25 protein-coding genes are annotated in these 25850 nt (G+C 72.9%); 12 read left to right on the top strand and 13 right to left on the bottom strand.

Annotated elements, in window-relative coordinates:
* The first annotated feature begins 286 nt into the window (after positions 1-286).
* Positions 287-1711, top strand: coding sequence for an FAD-binding oxidoreductase (locus ACIQUT_RS35465; RefSeq protein WP_403569198.1), 1425 nt, complete (start codon positions 287-289; stop codon positions 1709-1711).
* 132 nt (positions 1712-1843) lie between these two features.
* Complete coding sequence (locus ACIQUT_RS35460) at positions 1844-3064, top strand: esterase/lipase family protein (RefSeq protein WP_403569196.1); 1221 nt, start codon at positions 1844-1846, stop codon at positions 3062-3064.
* Positions 3065-3208: 144 nt separating this feature from the next.
* Here ACIQUT_RS35460 and ACIQUT_RS35455 read toward each other — a convergent pair whose 3' ends face one another.
* A complete protein-coding gene (locus ACIQUT_RS35455; protein WP_403569195.1) occupies positions 3209-4174 on the bottom strand; it encodes a hypothetical protein in 966 nt (321 codons plus the stop codon).
* 63 nt (positions 4175-4237) lie between these two features.
* Here ACIQUT_RS35455 and ACIQUT_RS35450 point away from each other — a divergent pair, with 63 nt between their 5' ends.
* On the top strand, positions 4238-4912 hold the full coding sequence (locus ACIQUT_RS35450; RefSeq protein WP_403569193.1) for a TetR/AcrR family transcriptional regulator: 675 nt from the start codon (positions 4238-4240) through the stop codon (positions 4910-4912).
* 68 nt (positions 4913-4980) lie between these two features.
* The gene (locus tag ACIQUT_RS35445) at positions 4981-5562 is read left to right on the top strand and encodes a maleylpyruvate isomerase N-terminal domain-containing protein (protein WP_403569192.1); all 582 of its coding nucleotides are present in this window, start codon (positions 4981-4983) and stop codon (positions 5560-5562) included.
* A 38-nt stretch (positions 5563-5600) separates the two neighbouring features.
* On the opposite strand, the gene ACIQUT_RS35440 is transcribed toward ACIQUT_RS35445, so the two are convergent.
* The 6 genes from ACIQUT_RS35440 to ACIQUT_RS35415 form a co-directional block, all read right to left on the bottom strand.
* Positions 5601-6086, bottom strand: coding sequence for a hypothetical protein (locus ACIQUT_RS35440; RefSeq protein ID WP_403569191.1), 486 nt, complete (start codon positions 6084-6086; stop codon positions 5601-5603).
* A 268-nt stretch (positions 6087-6354) separates the two neighbouring features.
* Entirely contained in the window at positions 6355-6897 is a 543-nt protein-coding gene (locus tag ACIQUT_RS35435) for a GNAT family N-acetyltransferase (RefSeq protein WP_403569189.1), read from the bottom strand.
* A gap of 24 nt (positions 6898-6921) precedes the next feature.
* Entirely contained in the window at positions 6922-7521 is a 600-nt protein-coding gene (locus ACIQUT_RS35430) for a hypothetical protein (RefSeq protein ID WP_403569187.1), read from the bottom strand.
* Entirely contained in the window at positions 7518-8780 is a 1263-nt protein-coding gene (locus ACIQUT_RS35425; protein ID WP_403569185.1) for a hypothetical protein, read from the bottom strand. The genes ACIQUT_RS35430 and ACIQUT_RS35425 overlap by 4 nt, the downstream gene beginning before the upstream one ends.
* A gap of 3 nt (positions 8781-8783) precedes the next feature.
* The gene (locus tag ACIQUT_RS35420; protein WP_403569183.1) at positions 8784-9548 is read right to left on the bottom strand and encodes an ATP-binding cassette domain-containing protein; all 765 of its coding nucleotides are present in this window, start codon (positions 9546-9548) and stop codon (positions 8784-8786) included.
* Positions 9549-9846: 298 nt separating this feature from the next.
* Positions 9847-10794, bottom strand: coding sequence for an ornithine cyclodeaminase family protein (locus tag ACIQUT_RS35415; RefSeq protein WP_403569181.1), 948 nt, complete (start codon positions 10792-10794; stop codon positions 9847-9849).
* A gap of 252 nt (positions 10795-11046) precedes the next feature.
* Between ACIQUT_RS35415 and ACIQUT_RS35410 the strand changes: the two genes are divergently transcribed.
* From ACIQUT_RS35410 to ACIQUT_RS35380, 7 genes are all read left to right on the top strand, one after another.
* Positions 11047-11736, top strand: coding sequence for a hypothetical protein (locus ACIQUT_RS35410; RefSeq protein ID WP_403569179.1), 690 nt, complete (start codon positions 11047-11049; stop codon positions 11734-11736).
* Positions 11737-11898: 162 nt separating this feature from the next.
* Complete coding sequence (gene htpG, locus ACIQUT_RS35405; protein ID WP_403569177.1) at positions 11899-13863, top strand: molecular chaperone HtpG; 1965 nt, start codon at positions 11899-11901, stop codon at positions 13861-13863.
* 470 nt (positions 13864-14333) lie between these two features.
* Positions 14334-15593: an MAB_1171c family putative transporter gene (locus tag ACIQUT_RS35400; protein WP_403569176.1), complete on the top strand. Its 1260-nt coding sequence runs from the start codon at positions 14334-14336 to the stop codon at positions 15591-15593.
* Between the two features lie 88 nt (positions 15594-15681).
* Positions 15682-16299 carry a S1 RNA-binding domain-containing protein gene (locus tag ACIQUT_RS35395; RefSeq protein WP_403569174.1) on the top strand — a complete coding sequence of 206 codons (618 nt, stop codon included), beginning with the start codon at positions 15682-15684 and terminating at the stop codon, positions 16297-16299.
* 63 nt (positions 16300-16362) lie between these two features.
* The gene (locus ACIQUT_RS35390; protein ID WP_403569172.1) at positions 16363-16848 is read left to right on the top strand and encodes a hypothetical protein; all 486 of its coding nucleotides are present in this window, start codon (positions 16363-16365) and stop codon (positions 16846-16848) included.
* A 1-nt stretch (position 16849) separates the two neighbouring features.
* Positions 16850-17245: an Imm50 family immunity protein gene (locus ACIQUT_RS35385; protein WP_403569170.1), complete on the top strand. Its 396-nt coding sequence runs from the start codon at positions 16850-16852 to the stop codon at positions 17243-17245.
* Positions 17246-17546: 301 nt separating this feature from the next.
* A complete protein-coding gene (locus ACIQUT_RS35380; RefSeq protein WP_403569168.1) occupies positions 17547-18032 on the top strand; it encodes a VOC family protein in 486 nt (161 codons plus the stop codon).
* A gap of 52 nt (positions 18033-18084) precedes the next feature.
* On the opposite strand, the gene ACIQUT_RS35375 is transcribed toward ACIQUT_RS35380, so the two are convergent.
* From ACIQUT_RS35375 to ACIQUT_RS35350, 6 genes are read right to left on the bottom strand one after another with little or no spacing between them, the layout of a single operon-like run.
* Positions 18085-19143 (bottom strand): pyridoxal-phosphate dependent enzyme, encoded by a 1059-nt coding sequence (locus tag ACIQUT_RS35375; protein WP_403569167.1) that lies wholly within the window; start codon positions 19141-19143, stop codon positions 18085-18087.
* The gene (locus tag ACIQUT_RS35370) at positions 19144-20199 is read right to left on the bottom strand and encodes a GHMP kinase (RefSeq protein WP_403569166.1); all 1056 of its coding nucleotides are present in this window, start codon (positions 20197-20199) and stop codon (positions 19144-19146) included.
* On the bottom strand, positions 20196-21137 hold the full coding sequence (locus ACIQUT_RS35365; RefSeq protein WP_403569164.1) for a Rossmann-like domain-containing protein: 942 nt from the start codon (positions 21135-21137) through the stop codon (positions 20196-20198). Before ACIQUT_RS35365 ends, ACIQUT_RS35370 begins: the two co-directional genes overlap by 4 nt.
* On the bottom strand, positions 21134-21985 hold the full coding sequence (locus tag ACIQUT_RS35360; RefSeq protein WP_403569162.1) for an ABC transporter ATP-binding protein: 852 nt from the start codon (positions 21983-21985) through the stop codon (positions 21134-21136). The genes ACIQUT_RS35365 and ACIQUT_RS35360 overlap by 4 nt, the downstream gene beginning before the upstream one ends.
* Positions 21982-23073, bottom strand: a complete 1092-nt coding sequence (locus ACIQUT_RS35355; protein ID WP_403569201.1) for a FecCD family ABC transporter permease — start codon at positions 23071-23073, stop codon at positions 21982-21984. Before ACIQUT_RS35355 ends, ACIQUT_RS35360 begins: the two co-directional genes overlap by 4 nt.
* Positions 23074-23125: 52 nt before the next feature.
* The gene (locus tag ACIQUT_RS35350) at positions 23126-24289 is read right to left on the bottom strand and encodes an ABC transporter substrate-binding protein (RefSeq protein WP_403569160.1); all 1164 of its coding nucleotides are present in this window, start codon (positions 24287-24289) and stop codon (positions 23126-23128) included.
* 268 nt (positions 24290-24557) lie between these two features.
* Here ACIQUT_RS35350 and ACIQUT_RS35345 point away from each other — a divergent pair, with 268 nt between their 5' ends.
* Positions 24558-25799, top strand: coding sequence for an MFS transporter (locus ACIQUT_RS35345; protein ID WP_403569199.1), 1242 nt, complete (start codon positions 24558-24560; stop codon positions 25797-25799).
* Positions 25800-25850 lie beyond the last annotated feature (51 nt).

The raw sequence follows: 25850 nt of genomic DNA, 5'->3' as shown, positions 1-25850 counted from the left end.
CAAGTGAGACCCGAACACCCCACCCCCACCCCACCCCGGATGCCGGAGAGGCCCCCAGCCTCTCCGGCATCCGCATGCGACGGCGCCGCGCGGGCGCGTGTTGGGCGATAGGGCAACGGGTCGCCGCTGTTACTCTGCGGGCTCCAGGCACGGGCAACGGCACAGGCGCAGACGCAGACGCAGACGCAGACGCAGACGCAGACAACATGCACAGGCACGACAGCCGACTCGATTCGCCCGAGCCGAATACCGGCACCGGCATCTCCCGCTCGCGAGGATGCGGACCATGCACGACTTCTCCCGCCCGGCCCACCCGGCCCACCCGACGCTCCGGCAGCCGACGGCCCGGCTGACCGGTCGTGTCGTCCGCCCCGACGATCCCGGCTACGCGAGCGCGAGCCTCGGCTGGGACGAGCTCTTCGTCCGCTACCCCCTGGTCATCGTCTACGCCCGGAACACCCAGGACGTGGTCAACGCCCTCGCGTGGGCGCGGCAGCACGACGTCGCCGTGCGCGTCCGGAGCGGCGGCCACAGCCTCGAAGGCTGGTCGAACGTGGACAACGGCATCGTGATCGACGTCAGCGGGCTCAAGTCGGTCCGCATCGACGCCGCCGCCCGCACGGCGACCGTCGGCGCCGGGCTCAACCAGCTGGAGGCGGTGACCGCGCTCGCCGGGCAGGACCTCGCGGTGACGACGGGATCCGAGGGCCAAGTGGGCCTCGCCGGTGCGACGCTCGGCGGCGGCCTCGGCTTCTTCACCCGCTGGCTCGGCATGGCCTGCGACAGCCTCATCGGCGCCGAGGTCGTCGTCGCTGCGGCGGGCGGCAGCGACGACGGCCTCGACGCCGAGGTGATCAGGGCGGACGCGGAGGAGAACGCCGACCTGCTCTGGGCGCTCCGCGGGGCGGGGAACGGCAACTTCGGGATCGTCACGTCCCTCACCTACACGGTGGCGCCGTTGAAGAGCGTCACCTCCGTCCAGGCCAGGTGGGAGGGCCTCGGCGACCTGCACGGCGTCTTCGACACATGGCAGCGTACGGCGCCGTACGCCGACGACCGCCTCGGTACGCAGCTGGAGGTCCACCGGGACGAGGCCCTGCTGTACGCCGTGCTCGCGGAGGGATCGCCGGACGAGGCGAAGGAGATGCTGGCGCCGGTCCTGTCGGTCGGCAGCCCCGAAGTCTCGGTACGGACGGGCAACTGGGGTGACGTCTACACACGGTTCCAGGTTCCGGCCGAGCGTGATCCGTCGCACTGGAAGTTCTACTCGCAGTTCGCCACCGAGCCCTTCCCCGGGGAGGCGATCAGCCTGATCGCCACCTTCATGCGGAACGCGCCCACGGAGGCCAGCAACTTCTTCACCCAGGCCTTCGGCGGCGCGGTCGGGAGGATCCCCCGCGACGCCACGGCCTTCCCGCACCGCGACGCGCTGTTCTACGCCGAGCCCGGAGCCGGCTGGGGAGTGCGCGGCGAGGCGGGCAGCGGCGACGCGCTCACCGCGCAGGCCCAGGCCTGGATCGCCGAGTTCGGCCAGGCGCTGCGGCCGTACGTGAACGGCGCCTACGTCAACGTGCCGAACATCGGCATGCAGAACTGGGAAACGGCCTACTGGGGACCGAACTTCGACCGGCTGCGCGAGATCAAGGCGAAGTACGACCCGCACAACGTCTTCTCGTACGAGCAGAGCATCCCGCCCGCGTCCCGCCGGTAGTTCCTCGTTAGAGGTGAAAACAGAATCAATCAGCCCATCAGGGTGAAATGCGCGGAATTCGGTGCATAGCAGGTGGTCCGTACAACGAGCATGTTCCTTGATCCGTTGTCAGCAGCATGGAAAGGGACGTTCGTGGCCGACAGCAAGACCGACAAGGCCAGGAAGGCCGCCGCCTCGATCGGACTCGTGACCCCGATCGGCAAGGCAGCAGTGGCAGCGCCGCAGGCACCCCCCGCCGACGAGGAGTGGCAGCTGCCGGGCGGCAGCGCGCGGGTGTACTACGGGCAGGGCCAGCAGGGCGTGATCCGGCCGGTCATCCTGGCCGACGGGTTCAACCTCGGGCCGACCGACTTCGACTGGCTCTACGACGAGCTGGAGAACGGCCGGTTCCCGTTCATCAGCCGGCTCCGCGCCCGCGGACGCACGCTGATCCTCGTCGGGTTCGACGAGCGCAGCGAGTCCATCCTCCGCAACGCCGAGACGGCGACCGCCGCCATCATGCGGACCCTCGCCGAGCAGCTGGGCGACGCCCGTCTGCTCGTCGGCGGGTTCAGCATGGGCGGCATCGTCATGCGGTACGCGCTCGCGAAGTTGGAAATGCAGCGCATGGACCACCGGACCGGCGTCTACGTGTCGTTCGACAGCCCGCACCGGGGCGCGTGGGTGCCGATCGGGCTCCAGGCGTTCGCGCACTACCTCGCCCCGGTCAGCGACATGTACCTGAGGCAGATCGGCAGCCCGGCCGCGCAGCAGATGCTCTGGCGGTACGTGGACGGCGTCAGCGGCACGCCGAAGCAGAGCCCGCTGCGGACGGAGTTCCTGGAGCAGCTCCAGCGCGTCGGCGGGTGGCCGCGCATCCCGCGCCTGCTCGGCGTGTCCAGCGGGCGCGGCGACGGCGTGGGCAACCGCGTCCGGCCCGGGGAGAAGACCCTGAGCTGTGCCGGGCCGACCTTCGACGGCACGTACTTCCTGGCCCAGTCGCAGGGCGACCCGGCGGAGGTGGCGGTCCTGAACGGCGTCCTCGGCGGCCCGCACTCCATCACCACGCGCGGCTTCCCCGAGCTGGACGGGGCGCCGGGCGGGACGCTGGAGTCGTTCGGCCTCGTCGGGGACGCGCTCTCCAGCATCAACGAGGCCATCGACCTGGCCCACCGGTCCGTGTGCTTCGTGCCGTCGGTCAGCGCGGTCGCCATCCGCGACCTGGACCGGCAGGACGACCTGTACGTCCACATCGACGACCTGCCCCCGGAGGAGTCCGACCTCGACGACTTCATCCTCTCCGAGGACAACGACCGGCACGCCCTCATGACGCCCGAGATCGGCGAGTGGGTCCTCGACCGGCTGCCCGACTGAGCGGTGCACGGCGCGGCCGGGGCGGGGGCCCCCCCCCCCCCGCCCCCCCCCCCCCCCCCCCCCCCCCCCCCCCCCCGCCCCTGCGCCCCCCTGACCGCGGCACCATCCTGACCAGCGCCGACGACCACACCCGGGAGTGGCACTTCAACGTGGGGCGAGTTCGCCGATGAGCCGGCGGTACGTGTCGAAGGCCGGCTTGGGGGTGTAGTCGTCGCGCAGGAGACCGAAGTGGTGGAAGAGGCCCTCGCCGCTGCTGTCGGCGTCGCGCAGGGCGAAGAACGAGTAGCCGTCGACGGTGAGTTCGCCGGCGAGGGCGGCGACGGTCCGGACGACGGTTTCGAGGACTTCGGCCTGTCGCCGCTCGGGCCGGCCGGGGCCGGTGGGCCAGCCGTTCTCGCAGATGCGGATGGGGATGGTGTCCGGGATGCCGGCCTGGGGGAGGTGGTCGCGCCGGAAGGCGGTGAGGACCGCGGTGACCGCGTCGGCCAGCCGGTCGGCGGGGACGGGCCGGAAGACGTCGGGGAAGAAGTCGAGGCCGACGTAGTCCAGGGCGGCCGCGAAGCGGGCGTCGGCCAGGGCGCCGAGCTCGGACCAGAAGGTGTCGGCCGGATCGAAGGTCGGCACGGCGTTGAAGCCGACCGCCACCGCATGACCCAGGGCCCGGGCCTCCTCCTTGGCCGCGATGACCCCTTGGACGAGCGCGTTGATGACGTTGGGTGTGCTGCCGTCGAGGACGGGGAGGTCGGCGTTCGGCTCCTCGCATATCTGGAGCGACGCCAGGTGCGGTCCCTGCGTCCGGACGGTGTGGCGGACGAACTCCAGCCACTCGTCCAACCGCCCGGACGGCTCGCGGAACTGCAGGACGAGGTCGAGCTTGCGGCCTCGCCGGAGGTAGGCCTGCGGTTCGGCCGGCGTGGGAGGTTCCGGCAGGGCCACGGTGGCCGCGAAGGAGTGATAGGCGCGGACCGTGAGCGGGGCCGCGTCTCCCTGCAGCACATCGAGTGCGTCGTTGATGCGGCGCGGCTCGTCCGGCCGGACCGGATGGACGATGCCCTGGTCATCGCCCAGGAGCGCGCCGGGATAGATGCCGAAGGCCAGCGCAGCAGCCATGGCCGTCCCCCTCCAAAAATCTTGGTGTCACACTAACTTTGCGGTGACACTATCATTCAGGGTGTGGGACTTCGAGAGATCAAGAAGCAGCAGACCCGCACGGCCATCGCCGACGCGGCACTGGGACTATTCCTGGAACACGGGTTCGACCGGGTCACGGTCGCCGACGTGGCACGGCACGCGGGCGTGTCCACGAACACCGTGTTCAACTACTTCCCCGCCAAGGAAGACCTCTTCTTCGACCGCCAGGCCGAGGCCGAAGACCGTCTCGCCGCCCTCACACGCGACCGCGCCCCCGGCACCTGCCCGGTGGAGACCGTCCGCGACGCCCTGCTCGCCGCCCTCCGGGACAACGACCCCATGCTCGGACTCCACCCCGGCGCGCGCCGGTTCCGGCAGGTCGTCCTCGACAGCCCCGCACTGCGCGCCCGCGAACGGGAGATCGGCGAACACGCCGAGGCCGCCCTCGCCGCAGCCCTGGCCGAGCACCCGCCGAACACCGCCGGTACGCCGGACAGCGCCGGCCTCCCGTTGTCCGCGGCCCTCCTCGCGGGCGCCATCGCCGGAACGCACCGGGCAGCCCTGCGCGAGCTCCAGCGGCGCATCATGTCCGGCGAACCCCCGGCACACGCACGCGACACGGTCGCCCCGGCGGCCCTCGACGCATTCGACACCCTGTGCCACGGCCTCCACTCCTCGCGGCCGACGAGCCCGGTGGCGAAGGGGATCTCCTCGTAAGACCGCACGGGCGTGCCAAGCGCCACCGGGGCGGGCGCGAGGGCCAGGGCGCGGGCTAGGCTCGCGGCATGGGCAGCGTGGGATTGCGGGACGTGGAACTGGCGGTCTCCGTCATGCGCGAGGTGCTCGGCACGCATGCCGAGGAGGCGGACTGGTCGGTGCGGGCGGGCCCGCTGGAGTGGGACTGCCGGGAGACGGCAGCCCATGTGGCGCACGACCTGCTGGCGTACGCGGGGCAGGTGGCGGCCCGGCCTGCCGACGCGTACCTCCCCTTCGACCTGGTCGTCCGCCCCGAAGCGGAGCCGCGCGAGGTGCTCGGCGTGGTCGCCGCCTGCGGCAGCCTGCTCGTCAGCGCCCTGGCGACGGCCGACCCGGGGATGCGGGCCTGGCACTGGGGGCCGTGCGACCCGGCCGGTTTCGCCGCGATGGGCGTCGCCGAAGTCCTGCTGCACACGCACGACATCACCCGGGGACTGGGGATTCCGTGGCTGCCTCCGGCCCCGCTGTGTGACGCGGTCCTGCAACGCCTCTTCCCCGATGCGCCGTCCGGCGACCCGGTACGCGTCCTGCTGTGGTGCACGGGGCGGGGCGAACTCGAAGGCCGGCCCCGGCTCACGTCGTGGCGCTGGCAGGCAGCCCTGTCCGACTGACGGCACGGCACGGAACGGAACGTCACGGCGCTCGCGCGTCAGCTCCGGGGAGGGCCGCCGGGGTGGGGTGCGGGCGGGTAGGGCACGACGGCGGTCGAAGGGTCGTCCGCGACGGTGGCGGGCCTTCCGCTCCGGTGGAAGACGTGCTCGAACTCAACGGCCTGGTCGAGCAGCAGGGCCGTCTTCGCGGCCTCGGACGCGGACAGCTGCGGCTGATGGGGGCCGACGCGGTAGCCCGTCTCGATGACCTCGTCGAACGGCCCGCTGTGGCGGACGACGGCGAAGCCGTCGCCTCCAGCGGCCTCCGCGTCCCACTCGCCGCTGACCTGCCAGGTGTATCGGAGGCTCAGCACCCCGTTGTCCGGGCAGTGCCAGCGAAAGCGGCTGACGGCGAGCTCGCCGCTGATGCTGTCGAACCGGCTCCAGCCGCGGCCGTCCGCGAGGAAGACAATGCCGCTCGCCTCCATCACCCCCTCGGCAGTACCGAGCCAGGCCCCGATGAGTCGCTCGTCAAGGAAGATCACACCCTGATGATGCCCGAGGCGGGAGGGCCCGCCCGACGGGCTTCCCGCTCGTCCTCGCGCGCAACAAGAAGGCCCCGGTCTCCCTGAGGAGGCCGGGGCCTTGATCGAGCGCTGGGCAGGCCTTGCACCTGCATCCCCCCACAGGAAGTGGGGTGCCTTTCCTTGGACCACCAACGCCAGTCCCACCACCGGATTTCCCGGACGCGAGCTCGAGATCAATCATACGGTATGCAGCCGGCCGCGCCGACCATCCCAGGGTCCATACCCCTCACAGCCGCTTCTGGAACCAGGCCACGTCCCAGAACCGCCCGAATTTCCGCCCGACTTGCTCGTAGACGCCCACGGGCCGGAACCCGAAGCGTACGTGGAGCCGCTGGGACGCCTCGTTGGGCACGGTGATTCCGGCGAGCGCGACATGCACGTCCTCCTGCTCCAGCGCCTCGAAGAGCGCGGTGTACAGCAGGCTGCCGATGCCGCGTCCCAGGTGCTCGGGCGCCACGTAGACGCTGGTTTCCACGGAGGTCGCGTACGCCTGCTTCGGGCGGAAGGCGCTGCTGGTCGCGTAGCCGAGGAGCTTTCCGTCCTCCTCGGCCACGAGGAGCCGGTGCGGGCCGGAGTGGGGATGGGCCAGCAGCCACGGCCGCCGCTGGTCCGCGGTGAACGGCACGGTGTCGAAGGTGATCGGCGTCTCGGTGACGTAGTGGTTGTAGATCCGGGTCAGCTCGTCGAGGTCGGGCCCGGCACCGGGCCGGATCCGCGGCCGCGGCCGTGCGTCCGGGTTCGTCTCGTTTCCGTTCGCCTTTGCGCTCATCCGTACGACGGTACGAGGCGCGCGTTACGGCGTTGTTGCGCTCCAGCGACCGGCACGCACGCCGACGCCGGCGCCGACGAGGCACGCGATCGCCATCAGGGCCAGTGTCGCCGCGAGCGCCCGTCCGGAGTCCCCGTCGTGCAGGATCACGGCCCAGGGCTCCGGGAAGGGGCCCCGCCGGCCGGCGACCCCCACGACGAACGGGATGCCGGTGACGAGCGGCCCGGCGATGCGCGGTCCGACGCACACGCCGAGGAGCACGGCCGCCGCGAGGTAGAAGGTGATGTTGCGGCCCACGGCGAGGGCGATGTCGTCGGCGGCGAGCAGGTAGGCGATGCCGGTGACGGCCAGGGCGGTCGCGGCGAGGAGCGCGGCCAGTGCGGTGTCCCAGCGGTGGACGGGCCGGAGGGCGGTGGCTTCGGTCCTCGGGTCGGTCCGTCCGGTGCCGTTGAGCCAGAGCACGGCCGGCAACGCCGCCACCACCGCGCTGAGCAGGAAATCACCGCTGCCGAAGAGGGACGGGAGGGGCAGCACGGTGCGTCCGAGCGCGATGCCGAGGAGGGCGGTGAGGAGCGTCGCCGGGACGGTCAGGGCCGCGTGGCGGGACGTGAGCCACCAGATCACCGGGCGGCTCCCGGGATGGTGCGGTCCGGGCGGTCGGTGCAGCCGGCCAGCGCCTTCCGGTACTGCTCGTACCAGGCCAGTTGTACGGCGCGCGGCTGGGCGAGGACCTGCCGGACGAGGTCGACGTCCTGGGCGGTGTAGCGGTTGGGGGTCGGGACGGGCGGGGTGCCGGTCGCCGTGGCGGTGAGCCAGGCGTGGAGCGGCGGCGTGTCCTGTATCGCTGGGTAGTGGCCGGTGGTCCGCGCGCATGCGGGTGTGGCGGGCATCAGCATGCTCGCGAGCCGGAGCGGTATGTCCGCGTCCTGGACGGTGCCCTTGCCGCCGAACCCGGCCTCCCCGGGCCGGGGTGCGGCGCTGAGCGTGTCGGCGACCGGTATCCCGGCCGCCGTCAGGCGGGTGGTGTGGCTGCGGACGAGGTCCACGGTCCGGCCGCGGTCGGGGGTCTCGGGCCACAGGCAGACGGTGGGGCGGCCACGGGTGTCGCAGACGAGGTCCGAGGGTTCGCGGGCGAGTACGGGGTTGTGGTCGAGGTCGTGGACGAGCCAGACGGCCGCTGCGGCGGCGGCCGCCGCGAGGGCGACGGCGAGCGCCCGTGCCGCTTTGAGGAACGGGTGGATGACCAGGGCCGCGGCCAGGCAGAGCCCGGTGGCGAGGAGGAGCGGGGACCAGACGGCCGCCGGGTCGATCACCTGGCCGGGGTGGCAGCAGGAGTCGTAAGCCGTGGCGACGAGATGGCGCGGCCAGGGCGTTTCGAAGGACCCGGCGAACCCCACGGGGAAGAACCCGACGACCATCGCGACCGGCGCGGCGGCAAGGCCCGGCAGGACCCGCCCGAGCAGGTGGCCGAGGAGGCTCGCCGCGGCCAGTACGGCGGCGTACGCGGCGAGCATGCCCGTATGGGAGGGCGCGGGCAGGGCTCCGGCCGCCCTGGAGGTGACGAGCAGTGCGGCGGCCAGGCCCGCCAGGCCCATGCCCCAGACCGGCAGGAGCACGGCGAGCGCGAGGGTGAGCGGCGAGCGGACGGGCGCCTGGTCCAGGACGCGGCCGCGGCGCAGCCGTGCGGCCTCCCACGCGCCGGCCGCCGAACAGGCCGCTGCTGCCGGAGCCAGGGCGAATGCGACGGGCCCGACGACCGAGGGCCCGTAGCCGGGCAGGACGGAGGCGGTCATTGCGTCGCGGAGGAGCACGACGACGTAGGCGAGGAGGAACGGCAGCAGCGCCGTGGCTGACGAGGTGCGCAGCAGGGTACGCAGGCGCATGGCTCAGACCTCCCGCTCGACGAGACGGGCGTACGCGGCCTCGGCCCGTTCGCGGGGCCCGCCATCGGTCGCGGCGGTCGCGGTGGGCGGGGCGGGGGCGAGGGCGTGGAACTCCTGCGGGGTCCCCTGGAAGCGGACGGTGCCCCGGTCGAGGACGACGACCTGCCGGTAGAGGTCGGCGAGGTCCTCCGTCTGGTGGGTGGAGACCACGATCCGCACGGTGGCGGACAGTTCGGCGACGAGTTCGCGGAACATCTGCCGCTGGGTGGGGTCGAGTCCGGCGGTCGGCTCGTCCATCAGGATCAGCTCGCTGCGGTGGCCGAGCGCCCCGGCGATGCCGATGCGGCGCAGTTGGCCTCCGCTGACCCGGTGGCTCTTGCGGTCGGAGAGCGAGCTCAGACCGACCCGGTCGACGGCGGCGGCGGACGCCTCCCACGCCTCGGACCGCTTCAGGCCCTTGAGCCAGCCGGCGTACGCGACCTGTTCGCGGACGGTCAGCCCGGGTACGGGGGTGATCTGCTGCGGGATCCACGCCACCTTGCGCCGGTACGCGGCGAGGGAGCGGCCCCCGGCCCGGGTCCGGCCGAGCGCGACCGTGCCGGAGCCGGGGCGGAGTTGTGAGGCCGCGAGCCCCAGCAGCGTCGACTTCCCGGCGCCGTTCGGGCCGAGGAGGACGGTGGCGGGGGCGTCGAGGACCAGCCCGAAGCCGGTGAAGACGGGTTCCTGCCGGCCGTACCGGAAGGAGATCCCCTCAAGCACGAGGGCCATGGCGCTACCCCTGCCCCGGCGCTCGCCCCGGCCCCGGCCCTGTCCCTGTCCCTGTCCCTGTCCCTGTCCCTGTCCCTGTCCCTGTCCCTGCCAACCGTCGCTGATGATTGCTCATCACAGTCCCCTCCCCTTGCCCCGAGGCGGCGCACGGAGGCAGAGAGGTACGCGTACGCGGGCTCTCCCCCCAGAGGCCGCAAGAACGTTTCGAACGCTAACGCCGGAAGATCCCGCTCCGGCGTCATGACAGCCGCTTTGGCCGAAATCTGACACGGAGCCGATTCCGCGCAGGGTTCGCCGCTCAGAAGAGCAGGTCGGTTCGTGTTCCGATGCCACGCCGTTCGGCGTGCTCGTAGGCCAGCCAGGCGAGGGCGAGGTCCTGCCAGGGGAGCCCGACGGGGGCGTAGACGGTGCGCTGCGTCAAGCTGGTGCGGCCCGGACGGTCGCCGCGGAGGACCTCGCCCAGGGTGGCGCGGGCGGCTGAGGCGGGAAGTCCGGCGGCGGCGAGAGCTCCCGCGGCAGCGGCCAGTTCACGGTCGTCGACCACGAGGAGCGCGGAGGCGAGCAGGTCGGCGGAGAGCTCCTGTTTGCCGGGCTCGTCGGCTCCCAGCGACGTGACGTGCTGCCCGGGCCGGGTGTCGGCGAGGTGCAGCAAGGGCGTGCGGGACCACGTTGCCAGCAGGACGACACCGGCGGCTGCGGCAACGTCCGCGGGAGAACCGAGCGCGCGTCCTCCGTACCGGGCGGTGAACGCGGCGGCCCGGGCCGGATCGGTGTCGTACACGACGACTTCGCGAAAGCCGCGCATACTGCGCAACCCGCGGACCATGAGGTCGGCTTGCGCGCCCGCGCCGATCACACCGAGTACCGCGTCACCTCCCGGGTCGGGGGCGGCGAGGACGTGCGTGCCCAGGGCTGCTGCGAGGCCGGTGCGCCAGGCGGTGATGGTGGCGGAGTCCATCAGCGCGAGGAGTTCTCCGTCCTGACCGCTGTGGAGGCAGATCACTCCGCGGAGCGCCGGCCGTCCGGCGGGGAACTTGGCGTTCACCTTCACCGTGTACGCGTCGATGCCGGGCAGCAGCCCGGGGATCAGGGCTGTGGCCGTGCCGGGAAACGGCAGATCGGTCCTCACCCGCTGCCCTGTTGCCGACCGGGAGTCCGTGTTGCGGAAACCGTCCTTCAGGACGGCTGTGCAGGCCGCGGGCTCCAGTACGGCCTCCAGATCGCTGCGGGTCAGGATTCGGGTCATGCACCCATGATCCCCATCCCGGCGGCAGGCGGATACGCGGATGCTCGCGGCAAGCGGCCATGTCGCCCTATGGACGACACGCGAGAGGGATCGCCGTCGACTCCTTCGAAGCGGCCCGGTACCGGGTGGGCACAGCCGGACACCTCCAATTCCGGACAGTTGTCGCGGATTCGCCGGTGCGGTTCGGCCGGGACGGTCGTAGCATGTCACCATTCGGACGACAATCCCGCCGTCGGCGAAAAGGTGACGACCATGGAAGCGCAGGACCCCCCGGGGTCGGGGCCGGCCTCGTTCCCGGCCGCTGCCGCCGCGCTCGGCATGATGAACGCCGCCGCCCGCACCGCCCGCCACGCACCGCCCGACGACGCCGGCCAGAGCGACCCGCAGCAGGCCCTCGCCGCGCTGCTGCTCCTGCGCCACGTGCGCGAGGAACTCGCCGGCTGGGAGACCGGGTTGATCGAGGCCGCCCGCACCGCCGGCGCCACATGGGCGGATCTGGCCGGGCCTCTCGGCGTGGCCAGCCGTCAGGCCGCCGAGCGCCGCTACCTACGCCTGCGCCCCGACACCGACGCCGGAACCGCCGCGGGCAGCACCGGCGAGCAGCGTGTCCGGGCGGCCCGCGACCAGCGTGCCGCCGACCGCGCCGTCACCACGTGGGCCCGCGACAACGCCGCCGAACTGCGTCTCCTGGCCGGGCAGATCGGCGCCCTGGAGGACATCGCCGTCGGCGCCGCCCCGGCCGTGGCCCGCCTGCTGGACGCCCTCGGCGACAACGACCCGGCCCGGCTCCTGGCCCCGCTCGCCGCGACCCGCCCCCACCTCGCGGCTGGCCACCCGGCGATCGCCGCCCGCCTCGACCGGCTCGCCGCCCGCACCGGCCAACTGCGCGCCGACAGCCGCCGGCAGCGCCGTACCCCGCCCCGGCTCCGGCCTCGGCCGTGATACGGCAGCCGCCCGTCAGCCACGGCTAGGCCAACGCCCGCCCCGAGCGCGCCGTGCCGACGGCGCGGTACGGCGTGCCGCCCGGGCGCCGCGGCACCCTCCGTCCCTCACACGACACCGTCCATCACCGTCACCGTTTCCGTTCTCTAAGGAGAGACCCACGTGGGTAGCAGTACCGAGACGCTGGAGTTCCAGGCCGAGACCCGTCAGTTGCTGCAGCTGGTGATCCATTCGATCTACTCGAACAAGGACATCTTCCTGCGCGAGCTGATCTCCAACGCCTCCGATGCACTGGACAAGCTCCGCCTGGAGTCGCTGACCGACTCCGCCCTCGAAGCCGACACCGCCGACCTCCACATCACCCTCGAAGTCGACCAGGACGCCCGCACGCTGACCGTCCGCGACAACGGCATCGGCATGAGCCGGGACGAGATCGTGGAGCTGATCGGCACGATCGCCAAGTCCGGCACCGGCCGCCTGCTGGAGAAGATCAAGGAGGCCAAGGACGCCGCCGCGGCGCAGAGCCTGATCGGGCAGTTCGGCGTCGGCTTCTACTCGGCGTTCATGGTCGCCGACAAGGTGACCCTGTGCACCCGGCGGGCCGGCACCGACGAGGGCACGCTGTGGGAGTCCGACGGCGAGGGTACGTACACCATCCAGGCCGTGGACGGCCTGCCGGTCGGCACCTCGGTCACGCTCCACCTCAAGCCCGCCGACAGCGAGGACGGGCTGGCCGACTACCTGGCCGGATGGAAGATCCGTCAGATCGTGAAGCAGTACTCGGACTTCATCCGCTGGCCGATCAAGATGGCCGCCGAGCGCACCGACGCCGCCCTCGACGCCGACGGCGACGGCGACGGCGACGGCGAGGGCGAAGCCGAGGGCGCCGCCGCCCACAGCATGGACACGCTCAACTCGATGAAGGCGCTGTGGGCGCGGCAGCGCAGCGAGGTGTCCGAGTCCGAGTACAGCGAGTTCTACCAGCAGATCAGCCACGACTGGCTCGCCCCCGCCGAGACCATCCACATGCGCGCCGAGGGCACCTTCGAGTACGAGGCGCTGCTGTTCATCCCCTCGCAGGCGCCGTTCGACCTGTTCTCCCGCGAGACCAAGCGCGGCGTGCAGCTGTACGTCAAGCGGGTGTTCATCATGGACGACTGCGAAGCGCTGATGCCGAACTACCTGCGCTTCGTCAAGGGTGTCGTGGACGCCCACGACCTGTCGCTGAACATCTCCCGCGAGATCCTGCAGCACGACCGCCAGATCCAGGGCGTGCGCCGGCGCCTGGTGAAGAAGGTCCTCGGCGCGCTCAAGGGAGTCCAGTCGGGCGACGCCGAGCGCTACGCGAAGCTGTGGGGCCAGTTCGGCCGGGTCCTCAAGGAGGGCCTCCTGGAGGACACCGACAACACCGAGGCCCTGCTGGCGCTCGTGTCGGCCGGCTCCACGCACGACGCGGAGAAGACGACCACCCTGCGCGAGTACGTCGAGCGCATGAAGGACGGCCAGGACGCGATCTACTACCTGACCGGCGAAACCCGCGCCATGGTGGAGAACTCCCCGCACATGGAGGCCTTCGCCGCCAAGGGGTACGAGGTCCTGATCCTCACCGACCCGGTCGACGAGGTCTGGGTCGAGCAGGTCCCGGGCTTCGACGGCCACCGCTTCCAGTCCGTCGCCAAGGGCCAGGTCGACCTCGACCAGGCCGCCGACGGCGACGGGGAAGCCGACTCCGACAAGGCCAAGCGGGACCAGGACTTCGCCGCCCTGCTGCCCTGGATGGCGACGTCCCTGTCCGAGCACGTGAAGCAGGTCCGGCTGTCGTCGCGGCTGACGACGTCGGCGGCGTGCATCGTGGGCGACGCCCACGACATGACCCCGACCCTGGAGAAGATGTACCGGGCCATGGGCCAGCAGATGCCGCCCGTCAAGCGGATCCTGGAGCTCAACCCCGCCCACCCGCTGGTCACCGCCCTGCGCTCGGCCCACGAGGCCAACGCGGACGACCCCGCGCTCGCGGAGATCACCGAGCTGGTGTACGGCAGCGCGCTGCTCGCCGAAGGCGGCGACCTGCCCGACCCGGCCCGCTTCACCCGCCTGCTCACGACCCGCCTGACCCACACGCTGTAACCGGCCGACCGGCAGCAGCATCGCCGGGCGCGCCCTCCCAGCGGCAGGGGGCGCGCCCGGCACACATGCCGGCCGGCGCACGCTCGACGAGCATGGCGGAACTCGACCTCGTGCCGACAGGGGCTGCGGCCGGCACGATCCGCACGGACGGGGCAGCGGACCCCAACCCGCCACCCAGCGGCAGGGGGCGGGATTCAGCCTCTGGCGGTCGGCCGTGCGCTTCGCCCAGCAGCAAAGCGATGCTCGGACCATGCCCCTTTCGGCCACTCAGTACGATGATCACTCGTCGTGCCTGTGATCGCGCTGATGGGCCGAGCGACGAGGCGTGGGAACGGATACGGCACCCGGTACCGGCACCGCCGGACCACCGAACCGCCCGTGAGGAACACACCTGCCATGACGACACAGCAGCAGCCGCCCCGAACCACCAGCCGCCGGAACCATACGGTCCCCCACGGGCGGGGCCCGCGGTGAACGACCCCCAGGGCCTGGGCTTCTACCTACCCGGCGCCGTACTCCTGCTCGCGACGCTGCTGAAGCTGCCCGCGCTCCGGCGCAATCCGCGTGACGAGCTGCTGCGTTCCGTGTGTGTCCTGCTCGCGCTCGGGACGGCCGTGTTCGGGTTCACCGCGATCCCGAGCCTCGTCGCCGTCAACCGGCTCACCGGTGTCCCCAACGCCGCGGCGCCCCTCGTCTACTCCCTCATCACGGCGTTCTCCGGGGCCAACATCGTCCTCATCCTCCACTGGAGCCGCGGCGCCGCGGACGCCGACGGGGAGCGGACGCGTCGGCGGGCCCGTCTGTGCACCGCGGCCACGCTCGCCGTGATCGTGGCCGTCAACACGCTGTTCGTCCTCGGCGACGCGCCCGTGGAGCGCCTGCGCGACCTCGACACGTACTACGCCAGCACCCCGTTCATCCGGGAGACGATCCTCCTCTACCTCACGGCGCACACCACCGCGGCCGTCACCATGACGGTGCTGTGCTGGAGGTGGGCCCGCGCGGTGCGCGGCGCGCTGCGCGCGGGGCTGGTGCTGATCGTCGTCGGCTACGTGCTCAACCTCTGCTACGACGTCGCCAAGTTCGCCGCGGTCGGGGCGCGGTGGGCGGGCCGCGACTGGGACGTGCTCGCCGTCGAGGTCGCGCCGGCCCTCGCCTCCGTGTCGGCGCTGCTGATCGCGGTCGGGTTCGTGCTGCCCCTCGTCGCCGAGCCCGTCGCGAGCCGGTGGCGGATGTGGCGCCGGTACCGGCGGCTCCGCCCCCTGCACGACGAGCTGCGGGGGGCGACCGAGCGCAGCATCGACCTGTCCGCCGGCGGGGCCTGGGTGCCGATCGGGATGCGGCTGACGCAGCGCGAGTCGGACATCCACGACGGCATCCTCACCGTCAACCCCTACCTGCGGGCCGAGCTGCGGGAGCGGGCACTGCGCAAGGAGCTGGCGGACGGGCGCCCGGCGGAGGAGGCCGCGGCCGTCGCGGACGCCGCCGCACTGGTCAGCGCCGTCGCGCAGTGGGAGCGCGCCCGGACCACAGCCTGCCCGAGCCGGGGCCCGGGCCAGGGCCCGCACCCGCTCCCGCTCCCGCTCCCGCTCCCGCACACCGCGGACGCGGTGCTGACCTCGCCGAGCAGCAGCCAGGGGCTCGTACGGATGTCGCTCGCGCTGTCCAGGTCGGCCACCGTCCGCTCCTTCCGCCGATCCGCCGTGGAAGGCAGCAGCACCGCCCGATGACACCACCCCGCGCCGCCGGCCCGCCCGTGTGGTCGGACCGTAGACTCCGCCCATGCCCGAATCCGACCCCTACGCTCGCCTACGATCCTTGTTCAACCGACCGGAGCCGGGCCCCGTAAGGCGGGTGAAGGTCATCGGGTTCGACGGAACGGACACCCTCGTGAGCCTCCTGGACACGGAGGGGGACGACGTCGAGGTCGGGCGAATTCCGCGGCACGAAGCGTCGATGCGTCGCTGCATCGAGCACCCGTCGGAGGTCTTCGAGGTGGGCCGGGAGATGGAGGCCGAGGAGATCGGCCGCCGGCGCGGAGAACAGCTGTGGCTGTCTGCACGGGCCTGTGAGAACCAGGACCTGCGCGGTTTCCTCACGGGCATCCGCCCGGGGCAGGTCGTCTCGGGGACGGTCTCCGGGGTGCACGACTTCGGGGTCTTCGTCCACCTGGACGGCGAGCCGGACGGGCGCTGCACTGGGTTCATCCGCTTGCCGGACCTGTCCTGGTCGTGGATCGACCACCCCTCGCAGGCCGTGGAACCCGGACAGCGGATCACCGCCGAGGTGATCATGTCCGAGACGCGTGAGGGGCAGGTCACCATCTCGTTGAAGGCCCTCCAGGACAACCCGTTCACGCGGACGTCCGAGTCTCCGCGTTCCGACGGCGGAGCGAACACACCGGAGCAGGCCACGGCTCCGTACATGGCGGGGTGAAGGCGACGCAGATCACTACGCCCGCAACCGCGTCGCCGACGGGCGCAGAGGCACAGTGTTCCCATGACATGGACCGATTTCGTGGTGAACACGGGCTTCGGGTCGTACTACGACGAGGTCCCCGACCTGACAGGCGTACGGCTGCGCTCGGTGCACCTGGACGGGTGGGACCCGGCCGTGACGCTGCGACTCGATCTGCCGAGGTTCCCGGACCGCTGGGACGGGCGCCCGGGTGACACGATGCAGTGCCACGTCCAGTTCTGCATGGTCGAGGACTTTCTGATGGAGGGATGGCAGCCTCCGGTCACGGCGGACATCTCACTGCGTGAGCTGCCGGAACATCGGCTGGCAGTGGCCGTGACGGCGCCGGGTGTGGCCGTGTCGTTCACGTCGAACGCCTCGCTCGTCGCGGGCAGGTTCAGCGTCTTCACGCGGGACCCGGACGGCGGCGACGACATCGGTCCGCACCACTTCGCCCGACCGCTCGAAAACAGGCTCTACCCGACCGTCCCACCGGCGTACGTGGACACCTTCTTCTGGCGGGTGTGACATGACCGACTCCATCCGCTGGCCGGAACTGCAGGCTCTGTACGGGGCGGCGCCCGTGCCCGACCTCAGCACCTGCCACTTCTTCCACACCCACATCGACGAGCGCGGCACCTCGGTGACCTTCGGCTTCGAGACCGGGCGACTGCCACCCCATCCGAAGCCGGAGTGGTCGGGGAACGCGTACAACACCTTGCGTTTCTGGATCGAGTTCACGGGCGTCACCGGCCTCCGGGTCTCGGGAATCCTCGCGGACGCCGAGCGCGCGGTCCGGATCACGGAAGACGGTACGTCGGACCACCTCCGCGTCTCGGTGGTGAGCGACCGGCGCGCGATCTCCTTCCGGGCCGCGGCGGCGCGGGTGCCCCACACCCGGGTATACCTGCAGGGGCCGCCGTGATCGCAGCCGCACGCTGCCCGGGCAGGCCCCGCCGGTACCCCACCCCCGCCGGGCTGCCGCATCCGGTTCGGGGCCGTCGGTCGGGGTGACGACCGTGAAGGCCTCGATCGCCTCGATCGCCTCGACGTACGCGCGCTGCCGCCTCGCCTTCGGCTCACCGTGTCGGACCGGCCCGGAGTCCCTTCGGGGCATGCCGGGGCCGGCTGCCGCGCGGCGGGGCGCGTGTCGGGGCGGGGCGGGATATCAGTGGTCGCAGGCGGCGGTCGGCGGTGACCGCCCTGTCCGGAAAGGCGGGAGTCCGGTGGCCGTCAAGCCCGTTCCCGAGGGATATCCGCGCATCACGCCCTACCTCTGTGTCGACGGGGCCGCGGCTGCGATCGACTTCTACGTCTCCGTGTTCGGCGCGACCGAGCGGATGAGGATGCCCGCGCCCGACGGCAGGATCGGCCACGCCGAGCTGGATCTGGGCAACTCGGTGATCATGCTCGCGGACGAGTACCCGGACATGGGATTCCGCTCGCCCAAGGCCGTCGGCGGCACTCCCGTCACCTTCCACGTCTACGTCGAGGACGTCGACGCCGTCTTCGCCAAGGCCCTCGCCCAGGGCTCCAAGGAGCTGCGGCCCGTCAGGAACGAGTTCTACGGCGACCGCACCGGCCAGATCGAGGACCCCTTCGGCCACCGCTGGAGCCTTGCCACGCACGTGGAGGACGTCCCGCCGGAGGAGATGGAGAAGCGGGCCGAGGCGGCGATGCAGGCCATGGACGCGGGGAACAGCGGCAGTTGACGACCCCGGCCCGCCGGCCTCGGCGTAGTCCGCGCTGCGGGCCGCCGGTGTGTCACGGCGCCGTCGCCCGGGCCCGGTTCCACTGCATGCGGGACCACGGGAGGGCGAGTCGGCTCTGGTCGGTGACCTCCTGCGGGGCCAAGTCGCAGAGGGGGACGGCCTGGCGGTGGCGGGCGTGGACGGTGTCGGCGTAGCGGTGGCCGGTGTCGGCGGCGACGAAGAGGACGGTGCGTTCCGGGGAGCGGTCGCGTTCGTGGCGGGCGGCGAGGTAGCCGGCGCCGCTCGACAGCCCTGCGAAGACCGCGTGCCGCCGCAGCAGGTCGACGCTGCCGGCGAGGGCCGCGTCGAACGAGATCCAGTGCAGGGCGTCGTACAGCTCGTGGGAGACGTTGCCGAAGGGGATGGAGCTGCCGATCCCGGCGATGATGATCTCGGGGTCGGCGATGTGTCCGGCGCCGAAGGTGATGCTGCCGTACGGCTGGACGCCGACGAGTTCGACGTCCGCCGCCCGCCGGCCGGCACCCCGCCCGTCGGGGCCCCGGCCGTCGGAACCCCGGCTGTCGGGGGACGCGCGCAGGTAGCGGGCGAGGGCGCCGGTGGAGGCGCCGGAGCCGACCCCGCCGACGACGGTGAGCCCGTCCGTGCCGAGCGTCTCGCGGATCCGGTCGGCAACCGCGGCGTAGCCGAGGTAGTGGATGTCGTCGTGGTACTGGCGCATCCAGTGGTACTCGGGGTGTTCGGCGAGGATGTCGTGGATCCGCTCCACCCGCCGCTTCTGGTCGAGTTTGAGGTCGCTGCACGGCTCCATCTGTTCCAGGGTGGCGCCGAGGACGGCCAGCTGGGTGCGCAGGGTGTGGTCCACCGTCGTCGAGCCGACGATGTGGCAGCGCATGCCGTAGCGGTGGCAGGCCAGGGCGAGGGCGTACGCGTAGATGCCGCTGGAGCTGTCCAGCAGGGTGTCCCCGCGCCGTACCGCTCCGGTGTCCAGCAGGTGGCGTACGGCCGCGAGGGCGGAGACCGCCTTCATCGTCTCGAAGCGCAGGCAGACGAGCCGGTCGTCGAGGCGTATCAGGTCCGGCCGGCCGATCGCCTCCGCGATGTGCTGGTCCATTCAGGAGCTCCTTGTCGTGCGGGTCGTTGGGGTTGTGGGGGTCGTGCGAGGCGTGCGGGTCGTGGAGGTTGTGAGGGTTGTGGAGGTCGTGAAGGTCCGGGTGGTGGGGATGCCGTGCGCGTCGAGGGCGTGCAGGCAGCTGCGGACGCGGTAGCGCACGCCCGGTGCGGCCGGGTCGAACAGCACGCCCGCCACCGCCCCGCTGTGCGCGATCTGCACGCCCACCGCCCCGGTCCGGCGGGCGACGGCGGTCAGCGCGTCGAACTCCGGGTGGCCGAGCACCCGCTGGCCGCGCCGGGCGCTGGCGGTGGCGACCGCGCCGAGCAGCGCTGCGTCGCCGGTGGCCACGGCACGGCGCAGCCGGGTGCGCAGGCGCTCGCAGGCCCGCACGTCGTCCTCGTCCTCGTCCTCGTCCGCCTCCGACACCGCCGGCAGCGACAGCGTGTCCACGGGGGCGCCGCCGCCGAGGGCGCAGCCGACCACGACCAGCGGCGGCAGGGCCGGGCCGAGGACCTCCAGGACGCGGCCCTCCCGCTGGGCGAAGAGGACCGGGCGGCCGTCGTCCAGCATGAGCGGATCGCTGGCCCGTTCGGCCCGTACGGCGAGCCGGGCGACCGTGCCGGGCGCCATCCGCAGCCGGTACGCGTCCGCGACCGCGCGGACGGCTGCGATGACGTCGCTGGTGGAGCTGCCCATGCCCAGGCCCACCGGTATGTCGCCGGTGAGCCGCAACACGCCGCCGCAGGGCGGCAGTCCGGTCCGCTCGGCGCACTCGGCGATCGCGAGTACCGCGGCCTGTGCGGCCTTCGCACGGTCGGCGGGTACGACGGTGACGGTCTCGGGCGGTGTACCGGGGCGGCGGGTGAACTCGGCGCTGGTGCCGGGGCCGGCCATGGGGAGGGTGACGAGGCCGGCGCACCGGCGGCCGTCGTGGTCGAGGAAGACGCCCTGGAGGATCTCGCCGTGGTGGCAGGGGGCGTACCCGGTGCCGGTGCCGAAGCCGACGCCGGTGCCGAAGCCGGTGTCGGCCACGGCCGGGCGGAGGGCGGGGCTCACGCGCCGCCCTTCGTCCGGTAGCGGTACAGGACCGTCTCGTCGGCGCTGAACTGGGAGAACGGGAACGGCTCCGCGGACACGGCGGTCACGCCCGAGTCGAGGAAGGCGCGGGCGACGGCGCTGCCGGACTGTGCGTAGACGATCAGCGGGATGCCGCGCGAGCGGCAGCGTTCGAGGATGGTGTCGAAGGAGCCGTTGCTCAGGGTCATGCCGGTGGCGACGACGGCGTCGGCGCGGTCCAGCACCTCGTGCATGTCGTCGGTGACGGGGTCGCCCCACTGGGTGGCCTTGAGGTTGAAGTCGCAGGGCAGGGGGTCGCCGCCGCGCTCGCGGATCGCCGCGACCAGCGGGTTGACGACACCGATGAGGCCGACCTTCGCGCCCTGTCCGATGTCGAGCAGGCCGGCGATCGCCGCGTCACGGGCCCGTGCACGGACCTCGGGGGTGCCGACGGGGAGGGTGACGGGCTCGGCCTCGCCGGTCTCGGCGGCCAGCCGGTGCGGGCGGGCTTCGGAGAGGTAGGCGTCGAGGGCTGCGATGCGCAGCGGCCGGGGTGCCTCGCGCAGCAGGACGTCGAGCGGGGTGCCGGAGGAGTCGCGGCAGATCGCGGGGTCGAGCTCGCCTGCCTCGAAGGCGCATCCGCCGAAGGAGCCGCCGAGGCGGACCAGGACGTACTGGTTGAGGTAGGTGGTGTCGCCGCCGGCGAGGCGGGTGCCGTGGTGGATCCAGAAGACGCTGGTCGCGACGAGTTCGGAGGGCAGCGGGCCGTGTGCGCCGGCCAGGACGGCCGCGACGAGTCCGTCCAGTCCGTCCAGTCCGTCGAGTCGGTCGGCGGACAGCGGGCGGGCAGGAGTGGGGGTTGTCTGGGTCATCAGGGGTTTCCGGTTCCTGTTCTTGCGCTTGTTCTTGTTCTTGCGCTTGTTCTTGTTGTTGTTCATGTGGCGGGTCGGGGTGCCGGCGGGGCCGGGGTGCCGAGCGGCCCGCGGTATGCGACCTGGGGATGTCCCAGGGTGTCGGTGGTGAGTTCGGCGTCGACCTCGAAGACCTCGGCGAGCCGCTCGGCCGTCAGGACGGTGGCGGGTGGGCCGGAGGCGATGAGGCGGCCGTGGTGCAGGAGCAGCAGCCGGTCGCAGTACCGGGCGGCGAGCGACAGGTCGTGCAGGGCGACCAGGACGGTCCTGCCGGTCCCGCCGGTACCGCTGCCCGTGCCTGCGCCTGTGCCCGTGCCCGTGCCGGTCAGCAGCTCCATCAGCTCCAGCTGGTGTTTGACGTCGAGGTGGTTGGTCGGCTCGTCGAGCAGGAGGGCGTACGGCTGCTGGGCCAGCGCGCGGGCGATGTGGGCGCGCTGCCGCTCGCCGCCCGACAGGGCTCGCCAGGGGCGTCCGGCGAGCGCGGTGAGGCCGACGCGCTCCAGTGCGGCGGCGACGACCGCCCGGTCGGTGGTGTCCGGCCCGCGCCACCGGTCCCGGAACGGGGTCCGCCCCAGGCCCACGACATCGCTGACCCGCACGTCGCTGTCCGCGGCCGCGTCCTGCTCGACGAAGGCGACGCGGCGGGCGATCCGGCGCGCGCTCCAGCCGCGTACGGACTCGCCGTCGTACCGGACCGTGCCCGCGTCGGGCACCCGCAGCCCGGCCAGGCAGCGCAGCAGGGAGGACTTGCCGGAGCCGTTGGGGCCGAGCAGCCCGACGGTCTCGCCGGGGGCGATGTCCACGCTGACCCCGCGTACGACGGGGGCGGGGTTGCCGGCCACGGACCAGGTCAGCCCCTCGGTGGTGATCCTCACAGCTCACCCCGCTTGCGCAGGACGAGGAGGAACAGCGGTACGCCGAGCAGCGCGGTGATCACGCCGACCGGGACCTCGCGGGGTGCGAACGCGATCCGGGCGAGGGCGTCCGTCCACACCAGGAACACCGCGCCGGCCAGGGCGGCGTACGGCAGCAGCAGCCGGTGCAGCGGTCCGACGAGGAACCGCACTCCGTGGGGGACGATCAGCCCGACGAAGCCGATGGCGCCGACGGTGGCCACGGCCACGGCGGTCAGCGCGGCGGTGACGACGAGCAGCAGCATCCGCGTACGCCGCACGCCGACCCCGAGGGAGGCGGCGGTGTCCGTGCCGAAGGCGAGCCCGTCGAGGGCGTTGGCGCACAGCCAGGCGGCCACCAGGCCCAGCGGGGTGACGGCTGCGCAGACCGCGACGGTGTTCCAGCGGGCCGGGGCCATGGAGCCGAGCAGCCAGTGGGTGACGGCGCGGGTGGTGTCCGCGTCGGCCGAGGCCATCAGGACGAGCGAGGTCAGCGCGGTGAACAGCTGGCCGACGACCACGCCGGTGAGGACGATGCGGACCGAGTCCAGCCCGCTGCGCCGGAGCAGCACCAGCAGCAGCCCGAAGGAGAGCAGCGCACCGGCCAGGGCTCCGCCGGTGACCCCGAGGGTGCTCGCGCCGACCCCGAGGACGACCACGGTGACGGCTCCCGTCGAGGCGCCGGAGGAGACGCCGAGCAGGTACGGGTCGGCGAGTGCGTTGCGGGTGACGGCCTGGAGTACGGTGCCGCAGACGGCGAGCGATGCGCCGACGAGGGCGGCCATGAGGACGCGGGGCAGCCGCAGGTCCCAGACGAGGGAGTCCAGCAGCGGGGGCAGCGGCTCCACGGCCAGGCCGAGCCGGCTGCCGAGGACGCGGGCGAGGCCGTCCCAGCCGACGTCGGCGGTGCCGATGCGTACGGCCGCTGCGACGGAGGCGGCGAGCGCGAGCACGGCGAGGAGGAGACGGCCGGCCCGGGCAGCGGCTGCAGTCGGCCGACTCCCGCCGGCGGGCGGGACGGGGAGGGATCTCCCGCTCGTCACCGCCCCCCGCCCGCGGGCCGCGGGCATCAACAGGTCCACCGCGGCAACCGGGGCAACCGACGTGGCCGAGGTGAGTGGGTCAGCGGGCATACCCGAGGTCCTTCATCCCGTCGGCCAGCAGCCCCAGGGCGTGCACGGAGCGCACCGAGGGGTCCAGTTCGATGCCCGGCACCTGCAGGATCCTGCCGTCGCGGACCGCGGCGAGCCGGGAGACGACCGGGTGTGCGGTCATGGCGGCGCGCTTCTCGGCGGCGCTGTCGCCGGGGCGGCCGCGCTCGGACAGGTCGCCGATGACGATGAAGTCGGGGTCGCGCTTGGCGACTTCCTCCCAGGTGACCTCGGGCCAGTCCTCGCCGATGTCGTCGAAGGCGTTCTTCGCGCCGACGATGCGGCTCATCTCGCTGGGCAGGCCGGTCCGGCCCGCGACGTACGGCATGCCGTTGAAGACGGAGTAGAGGTAGACGACGGTCGGCCGGTCGGCGCCTCCGGGAACCTTGGCGGCGCCCTCCCCGGCCTTGGCGACCGCGGCGCGCTGGGCCGCGACGAGCCAGGCGGCCCGGTCCTCGGCCCCGAAGACCTTGCCGAGGTTCTCGTAGTCGGAGAAGAGCAGTTCGAACGGGGTCGTACCGGCCGGGTTCTGCTGCGGGCAGTCCACCGCGCTGACGAAGGTGGGGACCTTGAGGGCGTCCAGTTCCTCGCGGGTGCCGGCCCGGTCCTTGGTGAAGAGGTCCGTGGAGGCCGCGACGACGAAGTCGGGCGTGGCAGCGCGCAGTTGCTCGCCGGTGGCGATCTTGGGCGCGATGACGGGGACCTTCGCGTACGCGGCCTCGTACTGCGCGGGGATCTTCGTCTTGAGGTTGGCCGTGCCGGCCATGCGGTCCTGGAGGCCGAGTTCGAGCAGGGTCTCGGTCGAGGTCTGGTCCAGTGCGACGGCCCGCCCCGGCGGCTGGGCGAAGGACACCTGGCGGCCGCAGCTGGCGAAGGAGGCCGCCCCATGCGCGGAGGCGGCCGACTGTTCCGCGGCGGGCTTGGCGTCCCCCGCGGAGCAGCCGGAGGTGGCGAGTCCGGCGGCCAGGGCTGCGATCCCGAACCGCGCAGGGCGGGAGAGGCGGGAGGGGTGGGCGAGGCGCGAAGGACGGATGGGGCGAGCAGAGCAGACAAGGCGGACGAGGCGGACGAGGCGGACGAGGCGGACGAGGCGAGCGAGGCTGGCGCGACGGGCGAGGCGGGCGAGGTGCCGCATGGACTCTCCGGGGTCTGGGAGGAGGCGGGGACAGGGGGTTGGGCGGCGGTGGGGCTCAGGACGGCAGGCAGCAGGTGTTGTCGTGCACGGGGCAGAAGCACCGCATCCGAAGGGTACTGTAATGGCAATCATTTTCATTAACGACCCCGGGGTGCGGCCCTGAGCCGCCGCCCCGCCCCCGAGGAGCAACCACACCGTGGCCGCCACACCCACCCCCACACCCCCGCCCACAACGGCCAAGTCCGAAGCCCCGCGCCCGCGTTCGGTCCTGCGCGACACCGCGTTCCTGCGCCTGTGGGCGGGCACCACCGCCTCCGGGCTCGCGACCTGGGCCCTGCCCTTCGTCCTCGGACTCGCCGTCCTCCACCGCGACCTCGGCGCCGCCGGCCTCGGCCTGGTCCTCGCCGCCCGCACCGCCGGCTTCCTCCTCGCCGTCGCCGTCGGAGGCGTACTGGCCGACCGGCACTCCCGCCGCGCCGTCGTCCTCTGGTCCGCCCTCGCTGCCGCCGTCGCCGCGCCCCTCCTCGCCCTCGGGCTGGGCCGCTCGCTCCTGCTGATGACGGCCGCCGCCGCGCTCGCGGGCGCCGGGCAGGGCGCCTGCCGCCCGGCCTTCCAGGCGCTCACCGCCGAGACCGTCGCCCCCGAGCGCCGTCAGCAGGCCAACGCCGCCATGACCACGGCCGTCCGCGCGTCCACCCTCGCCGGACCCGCCCTCACCGCGCTGCTCGCGGCGTTCCTCGACGTCTCGACGCTGCTGCTCGGCATCGGCCTGCTGTGGCTGGTCGCCGCCCTCGTCCCGGGCAAGGGCGCCGCCGCCGCGGCTGCCCCCGCAGCGGCCGCGGACCCTGCCGACATCGCCTCGCCCCGCCGCCCCGGCTTCCGCGCCGAATTCCTGGACGGCATACGCGAAGCCCGCCGCCACCCCTGGTTCCTCGCCGGACTCGCCGCCCTCGTCGCCGTCATCGCCCTCGGCTACTCCGCCACCAGCGTCGCGCTGCCGCTGATCAGCCGGGACCGGTACGGCACCGAGTGGGTCCTGGCCGCGGCCATGACCGCGTACACCGTGGGCGCGCTCGGCGGGGGCCTCGTCATGGCCCGATGGCAGTTCCGCTCCCAGGGCTGGGCGGCCTTCGCCGGGCTGGCCGCGTACGGGGTCGCCCCGCTGAGCCTGATGCTGCCCGTGCACCCGGTCGTGGTCGTCGCCGCGTACGCCGTCGCCGGGATCGGCATCGAGCTGTTCAACGTGCCCTGGTTCACCGCCACCCAGCGCGAGGTCGCCCCGGACAAGCTGGCCCGGGTCTCGTCGCTGGACTTCCTCGTCTCGTACGGCCTGGCGCCGGTCGGGCTCGCCCTGATCGCCCCGGCCATCGAGCGGTTCGGGGTCACGGCCGTGCTGGCCGCGTGCGCCGCCGCCTGCTTCCTCGTACCGGCCGCGGCCGCGGCGCTCGTCCCGACCGCCCGCCACTTCGCGACGCGGCCGACCCCGCCGACCCCGCCGACCCGGGGCTGACGCCGGGGCGGGCCGGGCGGGCGTCGGCCGGAGGCGTCGTCGGCCGGAGGC

This window comes from Streptomyces sp. NPDC090445 (assembly GCF_044769385.1).
Lineage (GTDB): Bacteria > Actinomycetota > Actinomycetes > Streptomycetales > Streptomycetaceae > Streptomyces.
The sequence above is the reverse complement of the archived record's forward strand: the minus strand, read 5'-3'. Positions and strand labels throughout refer to the sequence as shown.